The organism is Thalassolituus hydrocarboniclasticus, from assembly GCF_025345565.1.
Taxonomy (GTDB): domain Bacteria; phylum Pseudomonadota; class Gammaproteobacteria; order Pseudomonadales; family Oceanobacteraceae; genus Venatoribacter; species Venatoribacter hydrocarboniclasticus.
This window is the reverse complement of record NZ_CP054475.1, coordinates 1,693,666-1,712,690: the sequence shown is the minus strand read 5'-3', so window position 1 is coordinate 1,712,690 and position 19,025 is coordinate 1,693,666. Positions and strand designations below refer to the sequence as shown.

Sequence of the window (19,025 nt, the reverse complement as noted above, 5' to 3'; positions counted from 1 at the left end):
ACTTACAAAACCGCAGTCCTGCGGATAGTCATCAACAGCCATGACTTGCACACTCGAAAAGTCAGGGTGTGCTGTGCCTTTTTACAGGTGCGCACAATCAATCTGAAACACTAAAAAGGATAATAACCATGATCCGCCTATCCCGCTTTAAACAGGTACTGGTAGCCGCTGCCTGCAGTCTGGCTATCTTTGGTACTGCTCAGGCAGACGAGAAAGTATACCGTCTGAAACTGGCCGAAAGCTGGCCGACGAACTTCCCCGTTTTTGGTGATGCACCGCGTAATATGGCTGCCATGGCTGAGAAAATGTCGAATGGCCGTTTGCAGATCACCATCGACTCCGCCAACAAGCACAAGTCAGCCTTTGGCGTGTTCGATATGGTGCGTGCCGGTCAGTACGATATGGGCCACTCAGCGTCTTATTACTGGAAAGGCAAAGTACCGAATACGCTGTATTTCACCACCATGCCATTCGGTATGACAGCACCTGAACAATATGCCTGGTTCTACTACGGCGGCGGCATGGAGCTGATGGAAAAAGTGTACGGTGAGTTCAATATCCTGAGCTTCCCGGGCGGTAACACCGGTAACCAGATGGGTGGTTGGTTCCAGAAAGAAATCAACAGTCTGGAAGACCTGAAAGGCCTGAAAATGCGTATTCCGGGCTTTGCCGGTGAGGTTCTGGCCAAACTGGGCGCCAGCCCGACCAATATCCCGCCAGGCGAGCTGTACACTGCCCTTGAGCGCCGCACCATCGATGCACTGGAATGGGTTGGCCCGTCTCTGGATCTGCGCATGGGCTTCCACAAGATCGCCCCTTACTACTATACCGGCTGGCATGAGCCTGCGACCGAACTGCAATTCATGATCAACAAGCGTTCATGGGACCGCCTGCCTGCGGATCTGCAGGAAATCCTGCGCGTCGCTATGCGTACCGCAGCCTACGATATGTATATCCAGTCGTACCACGAATCCGCCGAGAACATGGCCGTACTGGATAAAGACTATCCTAAAGTTCAGATCCGTACTTTCCCGGCTGACGTCATGAAAGCACTGGCTGAAGCCAACAGCGAATTGCTGGCAGAAAGCGCGGCAAAAGATCCGCTGGCTAAAGAAATTCTCGACTCGCAGGCGACTTATCTGAAAAAAGCCCGCCGCTGGACTGACATCTCTGATAAAGCGTACCTGAACAGCGCCGACTGATCAGGCCCCAATAACAACGACAGACGCCCCGCCGGACTTACCCAGTCCGGCGGGGGCAAACGGGAGTGCATTATGCTGATTAAGGCAGAACGGGCCATTAATCGCTTTTCCGATTTTCTCGGCACAGTCGCCGCTGTGCTTTTTATTCTGATGCTGATGAACGTGTTTATTGACGTTGTCATGCGTTACGCCCTGAACGAAGTTTCCATCGCGATGCAGGAAATGGAATGGCATCTGTTTGCCGCCATGTTCATGCTGGGTGTTCCTTACACGCTGCGGGCCGGTGGTCATGTGCGCGTGGATCTGGTGTATGAAAATTTATCCATCCGCCGCAAAGCCATTATTGATATTGCCGGCGGCCTGCTGTTACTGATCCCGTTTTGCCTGCTGGTCGGCTGGTACGGTATCGATTTTGCGCATGAAGCCTGGAACCTGGGCGAAACCTCCGGCGATCCCGGTGGCCTGAGCAATCGCTGGATTATTAAAGCCGTTATTCCATTTGCATTTTTTGCCACGGCTATATCCGGTATTGCAATGATTCTGAACAGCGTAATTGCCCTGAAAGATGAGCATGAAACCAAAATCGACCGGGGGCTTTTATGATCGGTATTATTATGTTTTTCGTCGCACTGCTGATGCTGATTTTCGGCTTCCCGGTGGCGTTTACCTTTGGCGGTGTCGCCCTTATTTTTGGTGTGTTTGCTGAAGGCCCGGACATTTTTGCTTTTATGCCTTTCCGCGTGCAGAGCATTATGGAAAACGTCACCCTGATGGCAGTGCCACTGTTTATCTTTATGGGTATCGTTCTGCAGCGTACCAAGCTGGCAGAACAGCTGCTGGAGGCCATGGGTAAACTCTTTGGTGGTGTGCGTGGTGGCCTGGCTATTTCCACGGTTCTTGTCGGTGCTTTATTAGCCGCCTCTACCGGCGTTGTTGGCGCATCGGTTGTTGCGATGGGATTAATCTCCCTGCCGGTTATGCTGAAATACAATTACGATAAATCCCTTGCCTGCGGCACTATCTGTGCCTCCGGAACACTGGGGCAGATTATTCCGCCATCCATTATTCTGATTATTCTCGGTGATGTATTAGGCATTCCCGTTGGCGACTTATTCCAGGCAGCATTAGCGCCCGGTCTGGTGCTGATTGGCTGCTACGTGGTGTATATCCTGATCTACACCTGGATTAAACCAGAAGCTGCACCTGCCCTGCCGATGGACGACGATTTAACCCATCGTCATGAGCAATATATCCGCGCATTAAAAGCGATTATTCCTCCTCTGGCTCTTATTCTGGTCGTGTTGGGTTCTATTTTCGCCGGTATTGCCACACCGACAGAATCGTCTGCACTGGGTGGTGTTGGCGCCCTGCTTCTGGCGGCTGTTTATGGCCAGTTTAACTGGAAAATGGTGTATGAAGCGTCGCAGGAAACGGTAAAAATTACGGCTATGGTATTTGCTATTCTGCTTGGTGCAACGGCGTTCTCCATGGCATTCAGTTATACCGGTGGCGATTATATTGTTGAGGAACTGCTGTCTGATATGCCTGGTGGCGCGATGGGCTTCCTGATTCTGTCGATGGTGGCCATTATGATTCTTGGCTTCTTTATCGACTTCGTGGAAATCAGCTTTATCATCGTACCGATTCTGGCACCGGTTGCTAATGCACTGGGCATTGCTCCGGTCTGGTTCGCCATTCTGATTGCCATGAACCTGCAGACATCTTTCCTGACACCGCCTTTTGGTTTCAGCCTGTTCTATTTAAAAGGGGTCGCACCCGCCGGTGTCCGCACTATGGATATTTATCGCGGCGTTATTCCTTTTATTTTAATGCAGGTCGGCGTGGTGATCTCCATCCTGCTGTTCCCTGAATGGTATGGCCTGCTCGACTAATACAAACCAGGCTTCTGCAACCGGACACGGTTGCAGAAGCCTGCTTATCAGCCCCGTTCAGCTAACAATAATAATGATAAGAAATACCATGATCAGCGAATCAACCCCCATGGTACAGAGCCATATCTGTACGCTATCTATCCGGGCTCACAGGCTCTAAGATGAGTAACATCTTAATTCCGCCACGGCCACCGGGTATGAATCTGACGTTAAAAGCCAAGATCCTGCTGCTTACCGTATTGCCACTGGTTGCACTCACCCTGACTATTACCTGGATAACCCAGCGTCAGGCACAGCAACTGGCACAGCAACAGGTGGCCATATTCGAAGAAAATGTACTGGCCAGTAAACGCAAAGCACTGGTCGATTATGTCAGCCTGGCCATGACATCGATTAATCCGGTTCTGGAAGAACTGGAATATGGCCTCGACCAGTCACGGGCAGAGTATGAAATCAAACGCATCCTGCAAGGGCTCACCTACGGCAACGATGGCTACTTTTTTGTTTACGACCAGAAGGGCACCAACCTTGTGCACCCGGCACAGCCGGATCTGGTCGGCCAACCCATGATCGATTTTCAGGACGATAACGGCCAGTATGTTATCCGCGATCTGCTGGCACTGGCGGGTAAAGGTGGTGGGTTTTACCGTTATATCTGGAATAAACCATCACTGTCCGGTCAGGAAAACAAGCTCAGTTACGTCGTCAATATTCCCTACCTTAACTGGATGATGGGCACCGGCCTGTACGTCGATGACATCGCCGCTGAAACCCGCTCACTGCAGAATAAAGTAAATACCAATGTACGCCGCACCTTTCTCGCAGCGTCCGTGTTGCTGGCCGTTACCCTAGCGCTGGTCGTTATCATCGTTATTATTATTAATATTCATGCCACCCAGCTGGCCGATCAGCGCCTGCAGGATCTGGCACACCGTTCGGTCGCCTTTCAGGTTATGCAGCGCCGGACCTTTGCCCGAGAGTTGCATGATGGCATTAATCAGATGCTGGTATCCGCCAAATTGCGCTTAAACCTGGCGGATAAAAAATGGCCCCATGAAGATGCCCGTGAACATCTGCATAAAGCCACCGACATGCTTAATATGTCGATTCAGGAAGTACGCCGGGTATCACACAATCTGCGTCCGGTGATGCTTGATGATCTGGGCCTTGAAGCGGCATTGCACAGTCTGCTCGACAATATCAGCGAGTCGGGAAAAATACGGGTAAAACGGCGTATCCGCCTGCCGGAAACCCGCCTGCCCGATGCCATTGAAATGACATTGTATCGTCTGGTACAGGAAGCCATTACCAATGTACAAAAACATGCCGAAGCGACTCAGGTCAGCCTGAATATCAGCCATAACCTGCAGAGCGTTCTGATTGAAATGGAAGACAACGGCTGCGGGTTTTCTCTCGAAGAAGATCAGAGCGGTATCGGCCTGATGAACATGCGTGAACGGGTCGAACTTGTAGGCGGAAAGTTTAGTGTCCGCAGCCGGCGCACACAGGGTACACTCATTCGCGCGGAATTTTTCCTTAATCCGGACGAGGCCAATCAATTATGAACAGCAAACCCATTCGCCTGATTATTGCCGATGACCACCCGATGGTGCGTGAAGGGCTTAAAGTCAGCCTCGAAAGCGAAGGCCTGAGCGTGGTCGCCGATGTCAGTAATGGTGAAGAAGCGCTGGCAGCTGCGGCAGAGCACCATCCGGACGTTGTCTTGCTGGATATATCCATGCCGGTCATGAACGGTCTCGAAGCCTGTATCGCCTTTCAGGAACAGATGCCGGACATCCGCTTGCTGATCATTACCATGCACGATGACCGCGAATACATTATGAAAGTGATTCAGGCCGGAGCCGCCGGTTACGTGTTAAAAGACGTGGCGCCGGAAGAGCTGATTCTTGCCGTGCAGACCGTACATCAGGGTGGTACTTACTTCAGCTCCAGCGTTGCCAAAACCCTGTTCAGCGAATTTGGCCGCCCCCGCCCCGCTGCCAGCGAAGATGTATTAAGCCCACGCGAAGAAGACGTACTGGCCCGCCTGGCCGAAGGACTGGGTAATAAAGAAATCGCCCGCGAACTGGATATTTCTGTCCGTACGGTGGAAGCGCACCGGCTGAAGATCAAACAAAAGCTGGGCATCGGTAATTCTGCCGGGTTAATCCGCTACGCGCTGGATCATGGGATTATCCGCCGCTGAACCGCGGCCGTTTTATGCTTATTGCAGACGAATTATCGCTGGTTGCCGCATCTCTGTTTTAAGCCAGTTTTCCCAGTGTGTTTTCAGCGCCTGGGAACCACCAATATAGTGTTCATCCAGTAAGTAAAACGCGCGCATATTCACCCCACGTTTATAATCCTGCAATAAACGCGTAATCAGACTACGGCCATAAGTGGTCGACAGCAGCATATACACCAGCTGCCCCGCCATCTGCTGATTGACCCCACGCCGGTGATTGGAATTACGCCAGTCGTCGCTGCGTACTTCGATAAATTTCAGCACGTCCATCGCCTTGTTTTTCCGGGCCAGAAAACTGCGGCGGTTACTGTCATGACTGCTGATTAAAAAGCCTTCCGGGCTATAGCTGAGTGTTTCCATTTGCTCGGCCATGCCTTCATTCAGCCAGTCCGGTAGTATCTGCGCCAGAGAATGCAGAATCGCATGACTGGCTTCGTGGCGGATGGTTCTGTAAGTGCTTTCAATTCCGCCCAGAGCATCATCGTGAATAAACACCGCAATTTCATGGGTTTTTGACAGATATACCCCCAGGGAATTGGCGGCCGAGTATCCGGAGATACGCTTCACAAAGGCCATATATTCACGCTGATCAGCCAGCAGATGAATTTTCACCGGCACCTGGCGGTAAAAATCAAAATAAATCACCTGATCGTAAAAGCGGTAAACCTCATTCACTTCACGCTGAATACGCGCCAGATCCAGCTGCTGGGCGGCTGAAGCCAGACTGCCCTCCTGAATAACGCGGATATCCAATGGCTGCCAGCCATTATTACCCTGCGTTTTCAGCTCCAGCACTTCGGCCTGTTTATGGGGCTTATCAGAAAAGTGTACCTGGCCGCGTTCATCAACCCAGCGGTACACGGCTGCCTGAGCAACGGAAGCGCTCAGCAGCCAGAAGATAACGAGCTTAATCGCGGCTGCGACTGCGTTCCGCCGGCACATAGAGCTGCTCCAGCAGGTAAGTTTTAAAGTCATCAGCAAAGGGCTGCTTCGCCGCTGCGACTTTCATGCACAGCAACCAGGCGTCGCGCTCCGCCGGACCGATAGGAAATGCCTGATGAAATTTAGGAATCGCAATCGGGCCGTATTTTTCGCTGAATAAACGCGGACCACCGAGCCAGCCACACAAAAAGCGCGTCAGTTTATCCGCCGAGGTTGATAAATCGGCCGGATGCATCGCGCGGATATGCGCCGCTTCCGGCAGGGTATCCATCGCCGTATAAAAATCATCAACCAGGGCTTTGATACCATCAAAGCCACCGGCTGCCTGAAAAGAGGCATCGCCCTGCCCATAAGGACGTTTTTCTTCTACCGAGTCATTCATCAGGCAAACTCCTCCATAAAGTCGAGCGCTGCCTGATGGCGGATGGTACGACGATGATTCGCCCACAACTCTTTGACTTTTTCCTGATTGCACTGCTGACGGTCAATCAGTACCCGGGTCTGCAGTTCACCTTTTTTCTGACCACCGGTCAGCGGTACTTTGGAGAACACAAACTGGTTGGAAATCAGATCCATAAACGGACCGGATTTACTGGTTGGCATAATAAACAACAGCTGCAGCCCCAGACTTTCAGTGAGGTAATTAATCACCTCTTTCGAGCGGGTTTCATCCATTTTCGAGAAGGCTTCATCCACCAGCACCACGCGCAGATGGGTATCCCCTTCGTTAAAGCGGAAGGCCGAGGTAATAGCCGCCGAGCGGATAATATAAGCCGGAGTTTCCAGCTGACCGCCGGAGCCGGTACCGTACTGGCTCAGTGCAATCGGCTCTTTATTGGCCGGTTGCTTGTAAATTTCGTAGGCACGGTAATTACGATAATCGGAAATCCGCTCCAGCTCACGCATGGCTTTCTGCTCATCATCGTCGAGCAGCATGGTCATCAGGTGATCACGCACACGCTTGGAGTTTTTCGACAGATCAGCGGTAAAGAGTGTCGCACCGTCGCCAAGGCTCGGATTTTTGATAATTTCTTCGAAGAACTGCCAGTATTCTTTGTACTCCGGCACCCACTGCCAATCGAACCAGTAGGTTTCCCGGTCAGCACCAAACTGATGGTGTGCCAGTTCTTTATTCAGGTCTTCAAGGATGCGCTTACCATCATTAATTGCCTGATAAATGGAGTGACACAGGTTGGTTACGAAAGCGTTATTAAAGCTTTCGCGCAGCTGCACCAGTTTGTCCTGTTTCTCCACCAGAATATTATTTTTCAGGCGGTTATAAACACGTTCGACTTCGCGCTCCAGACCACAAACGGTTTTAAAGAAGGCAATACTGTGTTCCTGACGATAATCCGGGGTATAGACAATGGCATCCATGGTCTGACAACGCAGATTATGTTCGGCAATATTGCGCTCGATTTCATAAGCCGTGGAATTAAGCTCCTGACTGATGCTTTTACGGTGATTTTCAATCGCTTCAGCCGGACTTTCCTGTGCTTCGGTATCTGCTGCTGCCAGCCGGGCTTCGGTATCGAACTCCGGCCAGACGCTGACAATATGGCGCAGGGCTTCTTCTTTGCTGTCCGCCACTTCCGATGTCTGTTCCTGCTGATCACTCAGATTTTTGCACTGCTTTTCGCTGTCATTCAGCTGTTGCTGTAAACGTCCCAGCTCACCATCAAGTTCTTTAATCTGGGCATCCAGATCATCGGCTTTTTCTTTCAGCGCATCGAACTGACTTTCAAGCTGCGAGAAGTCAGACAGATCCACATTGCTTAATGCCTGTTCGGCCTGCTGCATCTGATACTGGGTATCCAGCATCTGCTGCATCTGATCGGCAAAACTCACATGGCGCAGCAAATTAACCGCATCCAGTAATTGCTGTACCTGTTTCAGCTGGTAAGCCGCTTCGTTAGCCTGCTCAACCAGAGCCTCATATTCTGCTTTTTTCGCCGCCAGCGCGCGCTCACGGGCGCCCAGACCAAACACCAGTTCGGTATCGTCAAGGTCACAGCGATAAACCGAATAAGCACCGGAACCCAGGCCGTCTTTGGTGACACCACGACGGGTCATACGCAGCGCCTGTGCGTCGGCCACCTGCTCAACCGAACCGTAACTGGCCTCGAGGTAATAACGCGCGGTAGCGTGCTCAAATTCCATTAAATGAATAATGGATTTATCGGATAACTTCAGGCGTTCACAGTCTTTTTTCGCTTTTTCGCCCTGAATAACCCGCGCCCGGCTTCCGCCCGGAATAGAACGCAAAATATGCGCGGCTTCGGCTTCGAATACCGATTCCACAATAATGCTGAAACGGGCACCGCCGATATAACCTTCAATGGCGCTCTGCCATTGCGGGTCGGTAATTTCCACATAGTCGGCCAGTACGCGCGGATCAGCCTGCGGACATTCCCGGCGAATCGCTTCCAGTGCCTGACGGACAAAGCCCGGATAATTCAGCTGACGCGATTCCAGACTGTCGATATCCGCCTGCTTCTGCGCCATGCGGCCCTGAATCTGTTGCAGCTTCTGTTCGCGGCGATCAACCTGTTTGGCAATCTGATCGCGCAGGGAAATACCACTGCTTTCCAGTTCGGTGGAATGGAAACGCTCACGCCACTGGTTCACCAGCATCTGCTGTTGCTGGGCATCATCCAGATGCGCTTCCAGCGGTGACAGATCAACCCAGTCTTTACCCAGCAGCTTGCGGAAATCGACCGCGCCCTGATCTTTAATCGCCAGAACCTGTTTGGCCTGATCGATAATTTTCTTTTGCCCCAGAGTCGGAATTTCCAGACCGATGGAGGTTTTCTGCAGCGCGCCGTACACCAGTTCGGTAGCACGCAACGAGGCCTGTAATAACTGGTCCTGCTCCAGCAGCGGAATGGCCTGCTGCTGTAATTGTTTTTTGCCTTCGGCAATGGCTTGTTCGGCAGCGTCTTTATCCTGCAGCGCATCGATACCACGACGCTGGGCTTCCATGCTGATCAGCTGCTCACGCAACTGCTTGCGACGTTCCTGTGCGGTTTCCCGTTCTTTTTCCGCTTTATGCAGACGCTCACGGATGCCCTGCTGCTTTTCTTTAGCGGCCAGATATGCCCGCTGATCATTGATATAGCGGCTCTTGGCGGCGGTGTATTCCAGTACGTTGTAGTCGATCCACTGATCGATATAACGCTGTGAGGCACCTTTGGTATTGCTCAGAATGGCGATGGTTTCTGCCAGGGTATTGGCATCCGATTCCATCGCATAAATGGTTTTCATCAGATCGGATACGCTGCGGATTGCATCGCCCAGATCTTTGGCTTCAAGAATTTCATTGGCAACAAAACCGTTGATGCTTTTCACCGGTTTATACGCCATAAAGCGTGAGAAGGTACGCGCGGCATTCATTGCTTCGCGCTCACTCACCGCGTCGGTGCGGCCACGCAGTGCTCCGTACAGACGGCGCAGATATTGTTTTTTGGTATCGTATTTTTCGATATTGCTGGCATCCATGCGCCCTTTCAGATGACCGGGCAATTTATTCAGCTCGATCACATTGCGCTGACCGTCTTTATCGTCGTGCAGAAAATCCGACAGCGTCAGCTGTTCGGTGACGATATAAAACTGCAGATCATTCTGACGCGCCACCGGCTGACTGCCGGCACGATCGATGGATGCACTGACACCAATAATGGCGGTAAAAGGTTCACCACTTTCACCAGCACTGCCATCGGCACCAACGGTCGGATGAAAAACCGCAGCCAGATAACCCACAGCACCATTCGGGCGGGCATAACTGCCGTCGTCACAACCCAGTACATAAGACGCCAGGGTACGGACGTTTTTACCACGGCCACGCTGGGTCGCTTCATCCTGACCCGGGTTGTAATGAAACAGCGTATCGTGGGCGGCGGTCATAATGGTCTGAATCGCATCGGCTGCGGTGGTTTTACCGGAGCCGTTACCGCCAGACAGTAAATTAATCGGGCCGAATTCAAATTCGGTGGCCGGAATATTGCCCCAGTTAACGTAAATAAACTTCTTTAAAAACATGACAATTATTCCCCAAACAAACTGGCAGGTTGTTTTTTACTGTCGGCTGCCTGCTCTTCTGTTTCTTCCGGCGCCTGCTCTGCAGCAGTAGCCGTTGATTCTTCTGCCGTGGCTGCAGGCTCTTCGGCAGCGGTCGCGTCGCTCTCTGCTGTCATCACCGCATCGTCAGTCGCGGCTTCTGTTACTTCGGCGCTGTTATCAGCGGCTTCGTCAGCAACCTCTTCCGTCTTGTCGGCAGCCTCTTCTGTTACAGCCTCTTCTTCTGCTGCAGCCTGCAGAGACGCGTCCGAATCGTCAGTGCTGGCATTTTCTGCGGTTTCACCTGCCTCTGAAGAAACCGGCTGCCCGGTGGCATCTGCATTGTCCTGCTGCTCGTCTTCCATTAATTCCGACAGCACCTGATCGGAAACATAGCTCATAATCATCGGCCGTACACGCAGCCACATATCGCCGTCGGTTAAGGTATCTTCGTTGGCAATCTGCACCAGGCGTAATTGTTTTAAGCGGCGGAACAACGCTTTACGCTCAGTCAGGTTTTCCGGCAAGGTACGTTTCAGCAGATTTTTCATGGCAATGCTGAGCGCTTCCAGCGATACCATGACGCAGCCCTGTTCATCCACCATGCCTTCGCGCAGTGCTTTGTCATATTGCGCGCGCAGCACCAGAATCAACGCCACTTCGTTCTGATTTAAGCGGCTGCGGAATGCCTGGGCACCGCTGTTCTGCGGATCATCCACCATGCCGGGCACCTGGGCACCGGGCGGATATAAACGCACAAACTGAAAACGGCGGTCGTGCTGAATACGGATGCCCAGCAGCGACAGATAATCGCCGATTAATTCTTCCAGTCGCAGGTAGCGGTCGTACAGCTGCTGTTCAATCTGGCTTTCGTCACGGCAGACAACGCCATAATCCAGCAGGCGTACCAGTAATTCGGAAAAATCACGCTGGCTGAGGCCTTCTTTTTCTAACTCTTTTTCAATGATCTGCAACATATTCAGGACTCTTTCTGCACCAGCTCGAAGGTGAAGTGGTCTTTTTTCAGGAAATACGTGGCGCTGTTTTCAGCGCCGTCAGCACGCTCAGTATCGGCCTGCTCGTCGTATTCAATGCGGAATTCAAATTCACTGGATAAACCGTCAGCCGCACCCAGCCCGATGGCATGAGCAACGGCGAGAAAATCTTTGGCATTTTCAATCGGTAATTCACGGGTAGACACTTTACGGCCACTGCCCAGATGTTTCTGCATATAGGTTTTCAACGCTTGCTGATTCACCAGGAAGGCCTGATCCAGCACCTGCTGGATATAAATATCCTTGCGTGCATCCACATCAAAATCGCCCTGACCATCATCAACGGCGGCATCAATCATGCGCCGCTGGCGCGGTGCTGCAAGGCGCACCTGCCCCGGATCAACCAGTGCAATCTGTGGTACAGCCATACGCTCGGCGGCTTTATCCAGCAAGGCGTTCTGTTGTTTTTCCGGCATCGCTGCCAGACGCTTACAGACCGCCAGCACATCGTTGTGCTGCTGCGAGGCCAGATAACTCATCTGGCGGATAATAATATCGGCGCGCTTGGTAAAGCTTTGCAGCGCTTTGCGCAGGGCCGGCAACATAATGTCGGAGGCATTACGCAAACGCATTTCGATACCGTCAAGGATGGTCCAGAGTACCGATTGCCCTTCCTGCGCCAGATCCGGCAACAATTCGCGCAGACGACGCTCGGCATTGGCTTTAAAGGTTTTGTCGCGTTTGCGGATGCCATTAATCAACTGGCTGATCTGGTCACGGTGTTTTTCCACATTATCGGCCGATAAACGTACCGACAAATCCGGCTGAAAACGGTTTTCCATAAAATCAAAGAAGGCTTCACTGGCACGCTGTACCAGCAGCTGATCTTCCATTTCGCGCACCAGATCGCGTTTACGCTCTTCCAGTTCGGCGATCACATCGGTGAAATCGCTGATGATGCGCTCGGAATATTCATAGGCGTCCAGCAGATCGTAAATATCGCCGCGCTCCAGAAAGGATTCGAGCGAGTTACGGGTATTGCGCGTATTGCGGTGACGGGTGCGCGCCATACTGCGGCTTTCGGCCACAAAAGGCTCGGTAAACAGCCGGCCATAACGGCTGAAGGCAAAGGTGCTCTGCAGCGTGGCCTCGTCGACCTGTTTTTCAATCCAGCCATGTTCCAGCAGCTGATTCAGCACCCAGACGGCCTGATCGCGGCTGGTGCGGAAACGGCCTTCGCTGTTGTCGTCGGTACCCGGCGTGTCGTCATCACCGGCCGCGCCGTCATCGGCCAGCAGTGGCGCTCGCACCAGTGCCTCCTGAAAGATTTCAATCAGGGTATCGCGGGCCAGAGCCTGACCGTAATCGGCACTGCTGGAGCTGTACAGGCGCTGGTACAGCTCACGCAGGCTCTCCATCACCTGGGCGCGGTACTTGCCGGTCAACGGGCGGAAAAACTGCCCTCGTTCCTGTTCAAAAAACATACAAAACGTATCTGTAAGGCGGATTAAATGACCGGCTAGATTACTGAAAGCCTGAGCCAATGACCAGCGCCGCGACACATCCCCCGCCAACCCGCATCAGCGCTGACATTATGAAGGCGCTGACGGCATTTCCCCGTGCAAACAGCCGGGGTATACTGCCGCCGTAATAACTCAGGATGCACCCATTCAGGACGCCGCCACTATGCAGCCCCACCCGGAACAACAGCGCAAGGCCACCTTTTTTCAGGTCGGCACCGAGAAACTGATCGAACTGACTCTGGCGACCTTTGGTATCTACGCGCTGTTCTGGACCTACCGCAACTGGCTGCAGCTGCAGCGTCGCGGTCAGGCGGTCAACCCGCTGCTGCGCACTGTACTGGCGGTGATTTATCAGTACGACCTGTATCGCCGGGTACACCAGCGCGCACGGATTGAAAACGTGACACCACGCTGGTCGCCTTTACGTATTTATCTGTTGTTTCTGGTTTTCACCCTGGTGCCGCTGTGGTTACTGGCGACTGGCCATCCCTGGGGAATTCTGCTCCACCTGATGACCCTGCTGCCCAATTTGCTGGCGAACCAGAGCATCAACCAGATTCACGATAAACATCTGCATTTCTTTGCGCAGAACACCGAGCTGTCCGGCCAGAACTGGGCCGCTATTGTTGCCGGACTGGTTGGCTGGTTGACCCTGCTCATTCTGGCGCTCGCCTATAACCAGTAAACTTTCAGCGATCTGCATCGTCAGCATTCAAACTTTTTCATATTCAGGATGATTCCATGGCTAAAGCCAGTTGCGTGTTATTCCTTAGCCAGCCAAATAAACTGCTGCGCCTGTTCTCAGTATTTGTTGCGTTGTTAGTGACGACGTTTGCCGCAGAGGCAGCACTGGGTGAGGACAGCGCCCAGCAGGTTTCGGTACCGGTATTAAACCTGAATGCGCCCGGCGACTTCAGTATTGGCCGCCACAGCCAGTGGCTGGAAGATCCGCACCGCAGCCTGACACTGGATGCGGCAATGCAGACCGACAGCTGGCAGAACAGCGAATCCGACAGTCTGAATTTTGGCTTCAGCGATTCAGCCTTCTGGCTGCGCACACCAATCAGCACCGGCAGCCTGATCGACTGGTACCTGTGGAACCGCTATTCCCTGCTTGATCAGGTCGATATGTACCTGTGTCCGCGCCCTTACAAACAAAGCAGCGAATGTGTGCACAAACAGGCCGGTGATTTACAGCCGTTTGATATCAACCGCGATGTGTCGCACCCGAACACCATTATTCATCTGCCAACCGATAAGGGGCAGGACTACCTGCTGCTGTTGCGCGTTGAAACCCACGGCACCTATCAGTTACCAGCCAGCCTGGTCGATGGCCAGACGCTGCACAATGAACTGCTGACCAATAACATCCTGCGCGGCGGCTATTACGCCACCATGCTGGTAATGGGCCTTTATAATCTGTTTATTTTCTTCGCCACCCGCGAGCGCAGCTATCTCTACTATTCAACCTTTGTGCTGTCGTTCCTGCTGTTTCATATGACCTACGAAGGCTCGGCCTTCCAGTTCTTCTGGCCGGACCTGCCGATCATTAATAACACCGCATTTTTACTGGCTTTTTCGCTTAACCAGCTGATTCTGTGCTTCTTTGTGCCCAATTTTTTACGCCTGAAGCAACACAGCCCGGCGGCTTACCGCCTGTTCCGCGCCTATACCGCCATTACCTTTATCACCCTGCTGATGATTCCATTGCTGCATTACGAAGTGATGGTGCCGATTAACAATCTGCTCAGCATGTTAATTACCGCCTCGGCTCTTATTGTCAGCATCAGGGTCTGGATCGGTGGTGAATCAGCCGCACGCTTCTTTACCATTGCCTGGATGATGCTGATTGCCGGCCTGATTCTCGCCAATGCCCGCAGCCTGGGTCTGGTTCCGACCAATACCTTTACCCTGTATGCCTATCAGATCGGCTCCGTGATGGAAGTCCTGCTGCTGTCGCTGGCACTGGGGGAGCGTATTATGCGCCTGCAGAAAGATCAGCTGGCGGCGCGTAAAGCGATGCTGAAAAGTCAGGAAGACGCCATTCAGTATTTGCGTGACTACGAAGACCTGTACCAGAACTCGCTGACCGGTAAATTCCAGCTCGACGAAGAAGGGTTTTTCCTGAAATCCAATCCGGCCTGGCGCACCATGCTCGGTTACAGCGAGCAGAATCATTTCAGCAATGACAACCCAAGCTTCGACAGCCTGATTGCCGAAGCCGGCAAACGTCGTGAACTGTGGCGCAAACTACGCGACAGCGGACGCGTACAGGCCTTTGTCGTGGCGATGGTGCAGCCGTTGACCGGCGAACGCCTGATGGTGTCGCTGACCATCCGTAAACGCGCTCCGGGCGAACGCGCTGCCTGGATAGGTTCCGGCCAGAACGTCACCGAGCAATATCAGCAGGAGCAGGAGCTGATGCACCTGCAAAAAGAAAAGACCCTCGCACTGCGCCAGCTGGTAATGGGCATCGCCCATGAGATGAATACGCCATTGGGCAATATCCGTCTGGCCGAAAGCTTCCTATCCGAGCACCACGACGACTGGAGTGCGGAAGAATCCCAGCAACAACTGCAACAGGGGCTGGTGCATATTCACGATGGTATTGAGCGCCTCAACAGCCTTAACCAACTGATGAAAAACGCCGTGGTACTGGAAAACCAGTACGCCAGCGAAATCATCGAGCTGCGCCCATGGCTCGAACAATGGCGTAATACCAACAGCCAACAACATCCGCAGGTAAAACTGCGCACCGGCATTCACAGCTATCTGACCGAATGGCAAACCTACCCGGAAGCCCTGGACATTATCCTTAATCAGCTGGTTGATAACTCCTGCGTACACAACCAGGAACAGGAAGCCGAAGGCAAACTGCAGATCAGCGTTGATTTACGCGAGCGTGGTGAACAGCTGGAACTGCATTATCAGGATAATGGTAAAGGCATCGACGCCGAGCAGCGCGAAGCCATCTTTATGCCGTTCTATACCACCCAGCGTTCCTCTGCACGCAGCAAAGGTCTGGGTCTGTACCAGACGTATAATCTGCTCACTGAACTGCTGCATGGCCATATCGACTGGCCGGAAGATGCCGAAGGATTTTATCTGGTGGTGCGTTTCCCACTGCCGGCAGAACATAACGACAGCAGTGCCTGAAGCCTGATTTACACAACCTGATTCACAGAATAAAAAACCGGGCAAAGACCCGGTTTTTTTTATAGACATTCCCGGTCTTTACACATCAGACACCTTCTTTTCCTCGTTCCTACGCTCTGCGTGGGAATGCAACTGTGCCAGCAAAGGCTACCACGCAGAGCGTGGGAGCCAGGTGATAGACAATCCCCGCCTTTCTACATCAGACACCGGCTTAGTTATTGATCGTAAAATCAGCAGATCTTTATAATGAGTAATCATTATTTTCACGGCAGGCAGTATTATGAAACCAGCACTCTCCCTTATCGCTGCATCGGTATTTGTTCTCAGCGCCTGTGGTGGAAGCAGCAACGAAAGCAGCATTCCGGGGCTGAAGTCCGATACCAATGTTGCCCTGCTCTCTCGCGGAGCCAGCGCCAGCAGCAGCCATAACAGCAACGATGCCAACAACCTGATCGATGGCAACAGCAATACCAGCTGGACCAGTGAGCCTGACACACCGATCATCATTAGCCTGAAAAAAGAAGAGGCCATCAAGAGCATTAAGCTCACCCGACTTGCTGAAAGTGCTTCAACCGGAGACAATCCAGACATCCTGATTGAGCTATCTATCAATTCTGTCTTTATTCCCATCAATAAAAATAACAACACAGTAAGTTGTAGCAATACCCAAACACTCATTACCTGCAATATGGATCCGCGACAAACCAACGCAATTCGTATCACCTCAAAAAATGGCCGCTCATACCTCTTTTTTGAGCTGGAAGCATTTGCCACCAAATAAAAATCAGAATAAAAGCAGAGCAACACTGCCAGGGGAAATCAGCATTATCCGGCCATGTGCTTATAGCTGTGCTGATAAACCGCAACCATAAAAAAACGCCGCATTAAGCGGCGTTTTTTATTCACTGAAAACCAACCCGATATTACAGGCTGGCCGCCAGTTCGCTGGCCAGTTTGATGGCGCGCTTGGCGTCCAGCTCACCGGCAAACTCAGCACCACCCACCAGATGCAGACCAAAGCCTTTGCTTTCGTCAGCTTTCAGGGTTTCGTGCAGTTCGTTAACCGATACCTGACCGGCACAGATAACGATGTGATCAACGTCGAGTACGCGCTGGCTGCTCTCTTCACCTTTGGTGATGGTGATGTGCAGGCCCTGTTCGTCGATCTTGTCGTAAGACACACCGCCAATCATTTCCACGCCTTTCATTTTCATCACGGCACGGTGTACCCAACCGGTGGTTTTGTTCAGGCCTTTACCCAGTGACGAAGCCTTACGCTGCATCATGTACACTTTGCGTGGTGATGGGTGAATTTCGGCTTTTTTCAGACCACCGCGGGTGCTGTTGCTTTCGTCCACGCCCCACTCTTTCATCCAGGCGTCTTTATTCAGCGTGGTGGATTCACCTTCGTGGGTCAGGTATTCGCTGATATCGAAACCGATACCACCCGCACCCATCACGGCAACGCTTTTACCCAGTTGCAGTTCTTTATCCAGCACTTCCTGGTAAGACACCACTTTCGGGCTGTCGATACCCGGAATATTCGGCATACGCGGTGCAACACCGGAGGCGATCACCACTTCGTCAAAACCACCGGCTTTTAATTCATCGGCCGTTACGATGTGGTTCAGCTTCAGATCAATATTGTATTTTTTGATCATGGTGGTGAAGTAACGGATGGTTTCTTTAAATTCTTCTTTGCCCGGAATTTTCGAGGCGTAATTGAACTGACCACCGATTTCGCCACGGCCTTCAAACAGAGTGACTGCATGGCCACGCTCAGCGGCCGTAACCGCACAGGCCAGACCCGCAGGACCAGCACCAACAACGGCTACTTTTTTCGCCTGTTTAACCGGGATGTACACCAGTCTGGTTTCGTTACAGGCACGCGGGTTGACTAAGCAGGACGCGCGTTTGTTTTCGAACGTGTGATCCAGACAAGCCTGGTTACAGGCGATACAGGTGTTGATTTCGTCAGCGCGGTCTTCTTCAACCTTTTTCACCCAGTACGGGTCGGCCAGTAACGGACGCGCCATCGACACCATATCGGCTTTGCCGTTGGCGATAATATCTTCCGCCGTTTCCGGCATATTAATACGGTTAGAAGCGACCACCGGAATATTGACCTGCGCTTTTACCTTGGCGGTCACATCGGCGAACGCTGCACGCGGAACAGAGGTTACGATGGTCGGAACACGGGCTTCGTGCCAGCCAATACCGGTATTAATAATGGTGACACCGGCTTTTTCCAGTTCTTTCGCCAGATGGATAACTTCTTCCATATCAGACGCTTCTTCCACCAGATCCAGCATCGACAGGCGGAACATGATGATGAATTCTTCGCCTACAGTCGCGCGCATTTTGCGGATCACTTCCAGCGGGAAACGGATACGGTTTTCGTAAGAACCGCCCCACTCATCACTGCGCTGGTTGGTGCGCTTGTTGATCATCTGGGTGATGAAATAACCTTCAGAACCCATCACCTCAACACCATCGTAACCGGCTTTCTGTGCCAGCTTGGCGGCACGGGCATACTGGTCGATGGTTTTATAAATCTGTTTGCTGGTCAGTTCTTTTGGTTTGAACGGTGTAATCGGCGATTTAATCGCAGAAGGTGCAACGTTCAGCGGGGTGTAACCGTAACGGCCGGCGTGCAGAATCTGCAGCAGAATTTTGGAACCGTTTTCATGCACGGCATTGGTAACTTTTTTGTGGAAAGGCACCTGCCAGCTGCTCATCATTTTGGAGCCAAACGGCAACAGGTCACCGGCACGGTTCGGCGAGAAACCACCGGTTACCAGCAGGCCAACACCACCACGGGCACGCTCGGCAAAGTATTCTGCCAGCTCACCAAAGTGCCACGGACGATCTTCCAGGCCGGTGTGCATGGAGCCCATCATCACGCGGTTTTTCAGAGTGGTGAAGCCAAGATCCAGTGGCTGCAGAATATGGGAGTACTTGCTCATGGTTGCTTTCTCACAAATCGGTTGTGTTGGCACAGGTTATTATCATCG

14 protein-coding genes are annotated in these 19,025 nt (G+C 52.3%); 8 read left to right on the top strand and 6 right to left on the bottom strand.

Annotated elements, in window-relative coordinates:
* The first annotated feature begins 128 nt into the window (after positions 1-128).
* The 5 genes from HUF19_RS07525 to HUF19_RS07505 all read left to right on the top strand — a co-directional run bounded on the left by HUF19_RS07525 (position 129) and on the right by HUF19_RS07505 (position 5,300).
* On the top strand, positions 129-1,202 hold the full coding sequence (locus HUF19_RS07525; protein ID WP_260999205.1) for a TRAP transporter substrate-binding protein: 1,074 nt from the start codon (positions 129-131) through the stop codon (positions 1,200-1,202).
* Between the two features lie 72 nt (positions 1,203-1,274).
* Positions 1,275-1,805 carry a TRAP transporter small permease subunit gene (locus HUF19_RS07520; RefSeq protein ID WP_366516549.1) on the top strand — a complete coding sequence of 177 codons (531 nt, stop codon included), beginning with the start codon at positions 1,275-1,277 and terminating at the stop codon, positions 1,803-1,805.
* The gene (locus tag HUF19_RS07515; protein ID WP_260999204.1) at positions 1,802-3,094 is read left to right on the top strand and encodes a TRAP transporter large permease; all 1,293 of its coding nucleotides are present in this window, start codon (positions 1,802-1,804) and stop codon (positions 3,092-3,094) included. The genes HUF19_RS07520 and HUF19_RS07515 overlap by 4 nt, the downstream gene beginning before the upstream one ends.
* Before the next feature lie 161 nt (positions 3,095-3,255).
* Positions 3,256-4,659: a cache domain-containing protein gene (locus HUF19_RS07510; RefSeq protein ID WP_260999203.1), complete on the top strand. Its 1,404-nt coding sequence runs from the start codon at positions 3,256-3,258 to the stop codon at positions 4,657-4,659.
* Positions 4,656-5,300, top strand: a complete 645-nt coding sequence (locus HUF19_RS07505; protein ID WP_260999202.1) for a response regulator — start codon at positions 4,656-4,658, stop codon at positions 5,298-5,300. The genes HUF19_RS07510 and HUF19_RS07505 overlap by 4 nt, the downstream gene beginning before the upstream one ends.
* Before the next feature lie 18 nt (positions 5,301-5,318).
* Here HUF19_RS07505 and HUF19_RS07500 read toward each other — a convergent pair whose 3' ends face one another.
* From HUF19_RS07500 to HUF19_RS07480, 5 genes are read right to left on the bottom strand one after another with little or no spacing between them, the layout of a single operon-like run.
* Positions 5,319-6,281 carry a DUF4124 domain-containing protein gene (locus HUF19_RS07500; protein WP_260999201.1) on the bottom strand — a complete coding sequence of 321 codons (963 nt, stop codon included), beginning with the start codon at positions 6,279-6,281 and terminating at the stop codon, positions 5,319-5,321.
* Positions 6,247-6,663 (bottom strand): group II truncated hemoglobin, encoded by a 417-nt coding sequence (locus HUF19_RS07495; protein WP_260999200.1) that lies wholly within the window; start codon positions 6,661-6,663, stop codon positions 6,247-6,249. Before HUF19_RS07495 ends, HUF19_RS07500 begins: the two co-directional genes overlap by 35 nt.
* Positions 6,663-10,319: an ATP-binding protein gene (locus HUF19_RS07490; RefSeq protein ID WP_260999199.1), complete on the bottom strand. Its 3,657-nt coding sequence runs from the start codon at positions 10,317-10,319 to the stop codon at positions 6,663-6,665. Before HUF19_RS07490 ends, HUF19_RS07495 begins: the two co-directional genes overlap by 1 nt.
* A 5-nt stretch (positions 10,320-10,324) precedes the next feature.
* Positions 10,325-11,314 carry a DUF4194 domain-containing protein gene (locus tag HUF19_RS07485; protein WP_260999198.1) on the bottom strand — a complete coding sequence of 330 codons (990 nt, stop codon included), beginning with the start codon at positions 11,312-11,314 and terminating at the stop codon, positions 10,325-10,327.
* 2 nt (positions 11,315-11,316) lie between these two features.
* Complete coding sequence (locus HUF19_RS07480) at positions 11,317-12,816, bottom strand: Wadjet anti-phage system protein JetA family protein (RefSeq protein ID WP_260999197.1); 1,500 nt, start codon at positions 12,814-12,816, stop codon at positions 11,317-11,319.
* Between the two features lie 202 nt (positions 12,817-13,018).
* Between HUF19_RS07480 and HUF19_RS07475 the strand changes: the two genes are divergently transcribed.
* The 3 genes from HUF19_RS07475 to HUF19_RS07465 all read left to right on the top strand — a co-directional run bounded on the left by HUF19_RS07475 (position 13,019) and on the right by HUF19_RS07465 (position 16,792).
* Entirely contained in the window at positions 13,019-13,540 is a 522-nt protein-coding gene (locus tag HUF19_RS07475; protein WP_260999196.1) for a hypothetical protein, read from the top strand.
* A 56-nt stretch (positions 13,541-13,596) separates the two neighbouring features.
* Positions 13,597-16,011: a sensor histidine kinase gene (locus HUF19_RS07470; protein ID WP_260999195.1), complete on the top strand. Its 2,415-nt coding sequence runs from the start codon at positions 13,597-13,599 to the stop codon at positions 16,009-16,011.
* Between the two features lie 280 nt (positions 16,012-16,291).
* Complete coding sequence (locus HUF19_RS07465) at positions 16,292-16,792, top strand: discoidin domain-containing protein (protein ID WP_260999194.1); 501 nt, start codon at positions 16,292-16,294, stop codon at positions 16,790-16,792.
* A gap of 142 nt (positions 16,793-16,934) precedes the next feature.
* On the opposite strand, the gene HUF19_RS07460 is transcribed toward HUF19_RS07465, so the two are convergent.
* A complete protein-coding gene (locus HUF19_RS07460; protein ID WP_260999193.1) occupies positions 16,935-18,977 on the bottom strand; it encodes an NADPH-dependent 2,4-dienoyl-CoA reductase in 2,043 nt (680 codons plus the stop codon).
* Between the last annotated feature and the right edge of the window lie 48 nt (positions 18,978-19,025).

Excerpts from the sequence above, each read along its gene's own strand:
- HUF19_RS07510 (WP_260999203.1), top strand. The coding sequence starts at position 3,256 with ATGAGTAACATCTTAATTCCGCCACGGCCACCGGGTATGAATCTGACG.
- HUF19_RS07490 (WP_260999199.1), bottom strand. The coding sequence starts at position 10,319 with ATGTTTTTAAAGAAGTTTATTTACGTTAACTGGGGCAATATTCCGGCC.
- HUF19_RS07465 (WP_260999194.1), top strand. The coding sequence starts at position 16,292 with ATGAAACCAGCACTCTCCCTTATCGCTGCATCGGTATTTGTTCTCAGC.
- HUF19_RS07515 (WP_260999204.1), top strand. The coding sequence starts at position 1,802 with ATGATCGGTATTATTATGTTTTTCGTCGCACTGCTGATGCTGATTTTC.
- HUF19_RS07480 (WP_260999197.1), bottom strand. The coding sequence starts at position 12,816 with ATGTTTTTTGAACAGGAACGAGGGCAGTTTTTCCGCCCGTTGACCGGC.
- HUF19_RS07470 (WP_260999195.1), top strand. The coding sequence starts at position 13,597 with ATGGCTAAAGCCAGTTGCGTGTTATTCCTTAGCCAGCCAAATAAACTG.
- HUF19_RS07500 (WP_260999201.1), bottom strand. The coding sequence starts at position 6,281 with ATGTGCCGGCGGAACGCAGTCGCAGCCGCGATTAAGCTCGTTATCTTC.
- HUF19_RS07485 (WP_260999198.1), bottom strand. The coding sequence starts at position 11,314 with ATGTTGCAGATCATTGAAAAAGAGTTAGAAAAAGAAGGCCTCAGCCAG.
- HUF19_RS07525 (WP_260999205.1), top strand. The coding sequence starts at position 129 with ATGATCCGCCTATCCCGCTTTAAACAGGTACTGGTAGCCGCTGCCTGC.
- HUF19_RS07495 (WP_260999200.1), bottom strand. The coding sequence starts at position 6,663 with ATGAATGACTCGGTAGAAGAAAAACGTCCTTATGGGCAGGGCGATGCC.
- HUF19_RS07520 (WP_366516549.1), top strand. The coding sequence starts at position 1,275 with ATGCTGATTAAGGCAGAACGGGCCATTAATCGCTTTTCCGATTTTCTC.
- HUF19_RS07505 (WP_260999202.1), top strand. The coding sequence starts at position 4,656 with ATGAACAGCAAACCCATTCGCCTGATTATTGCCGATGACCACCCGATG.
- HUF19_RS07460 (WP_260999193.1), bottom strand. The coding sequence starts at position 18,977 with ATGAGCAAGTACTCCCATATTCTGCAGCCACTGGATCTTGGCTTCACC.
- HUF19_RS07475 (WP_260999196.1), top strand. The coding sequence starts at position 13,019 with ATGCAGCCCCACCCGGAACAACAGCGCAAGGCCACCTTTTTTCAGGTC.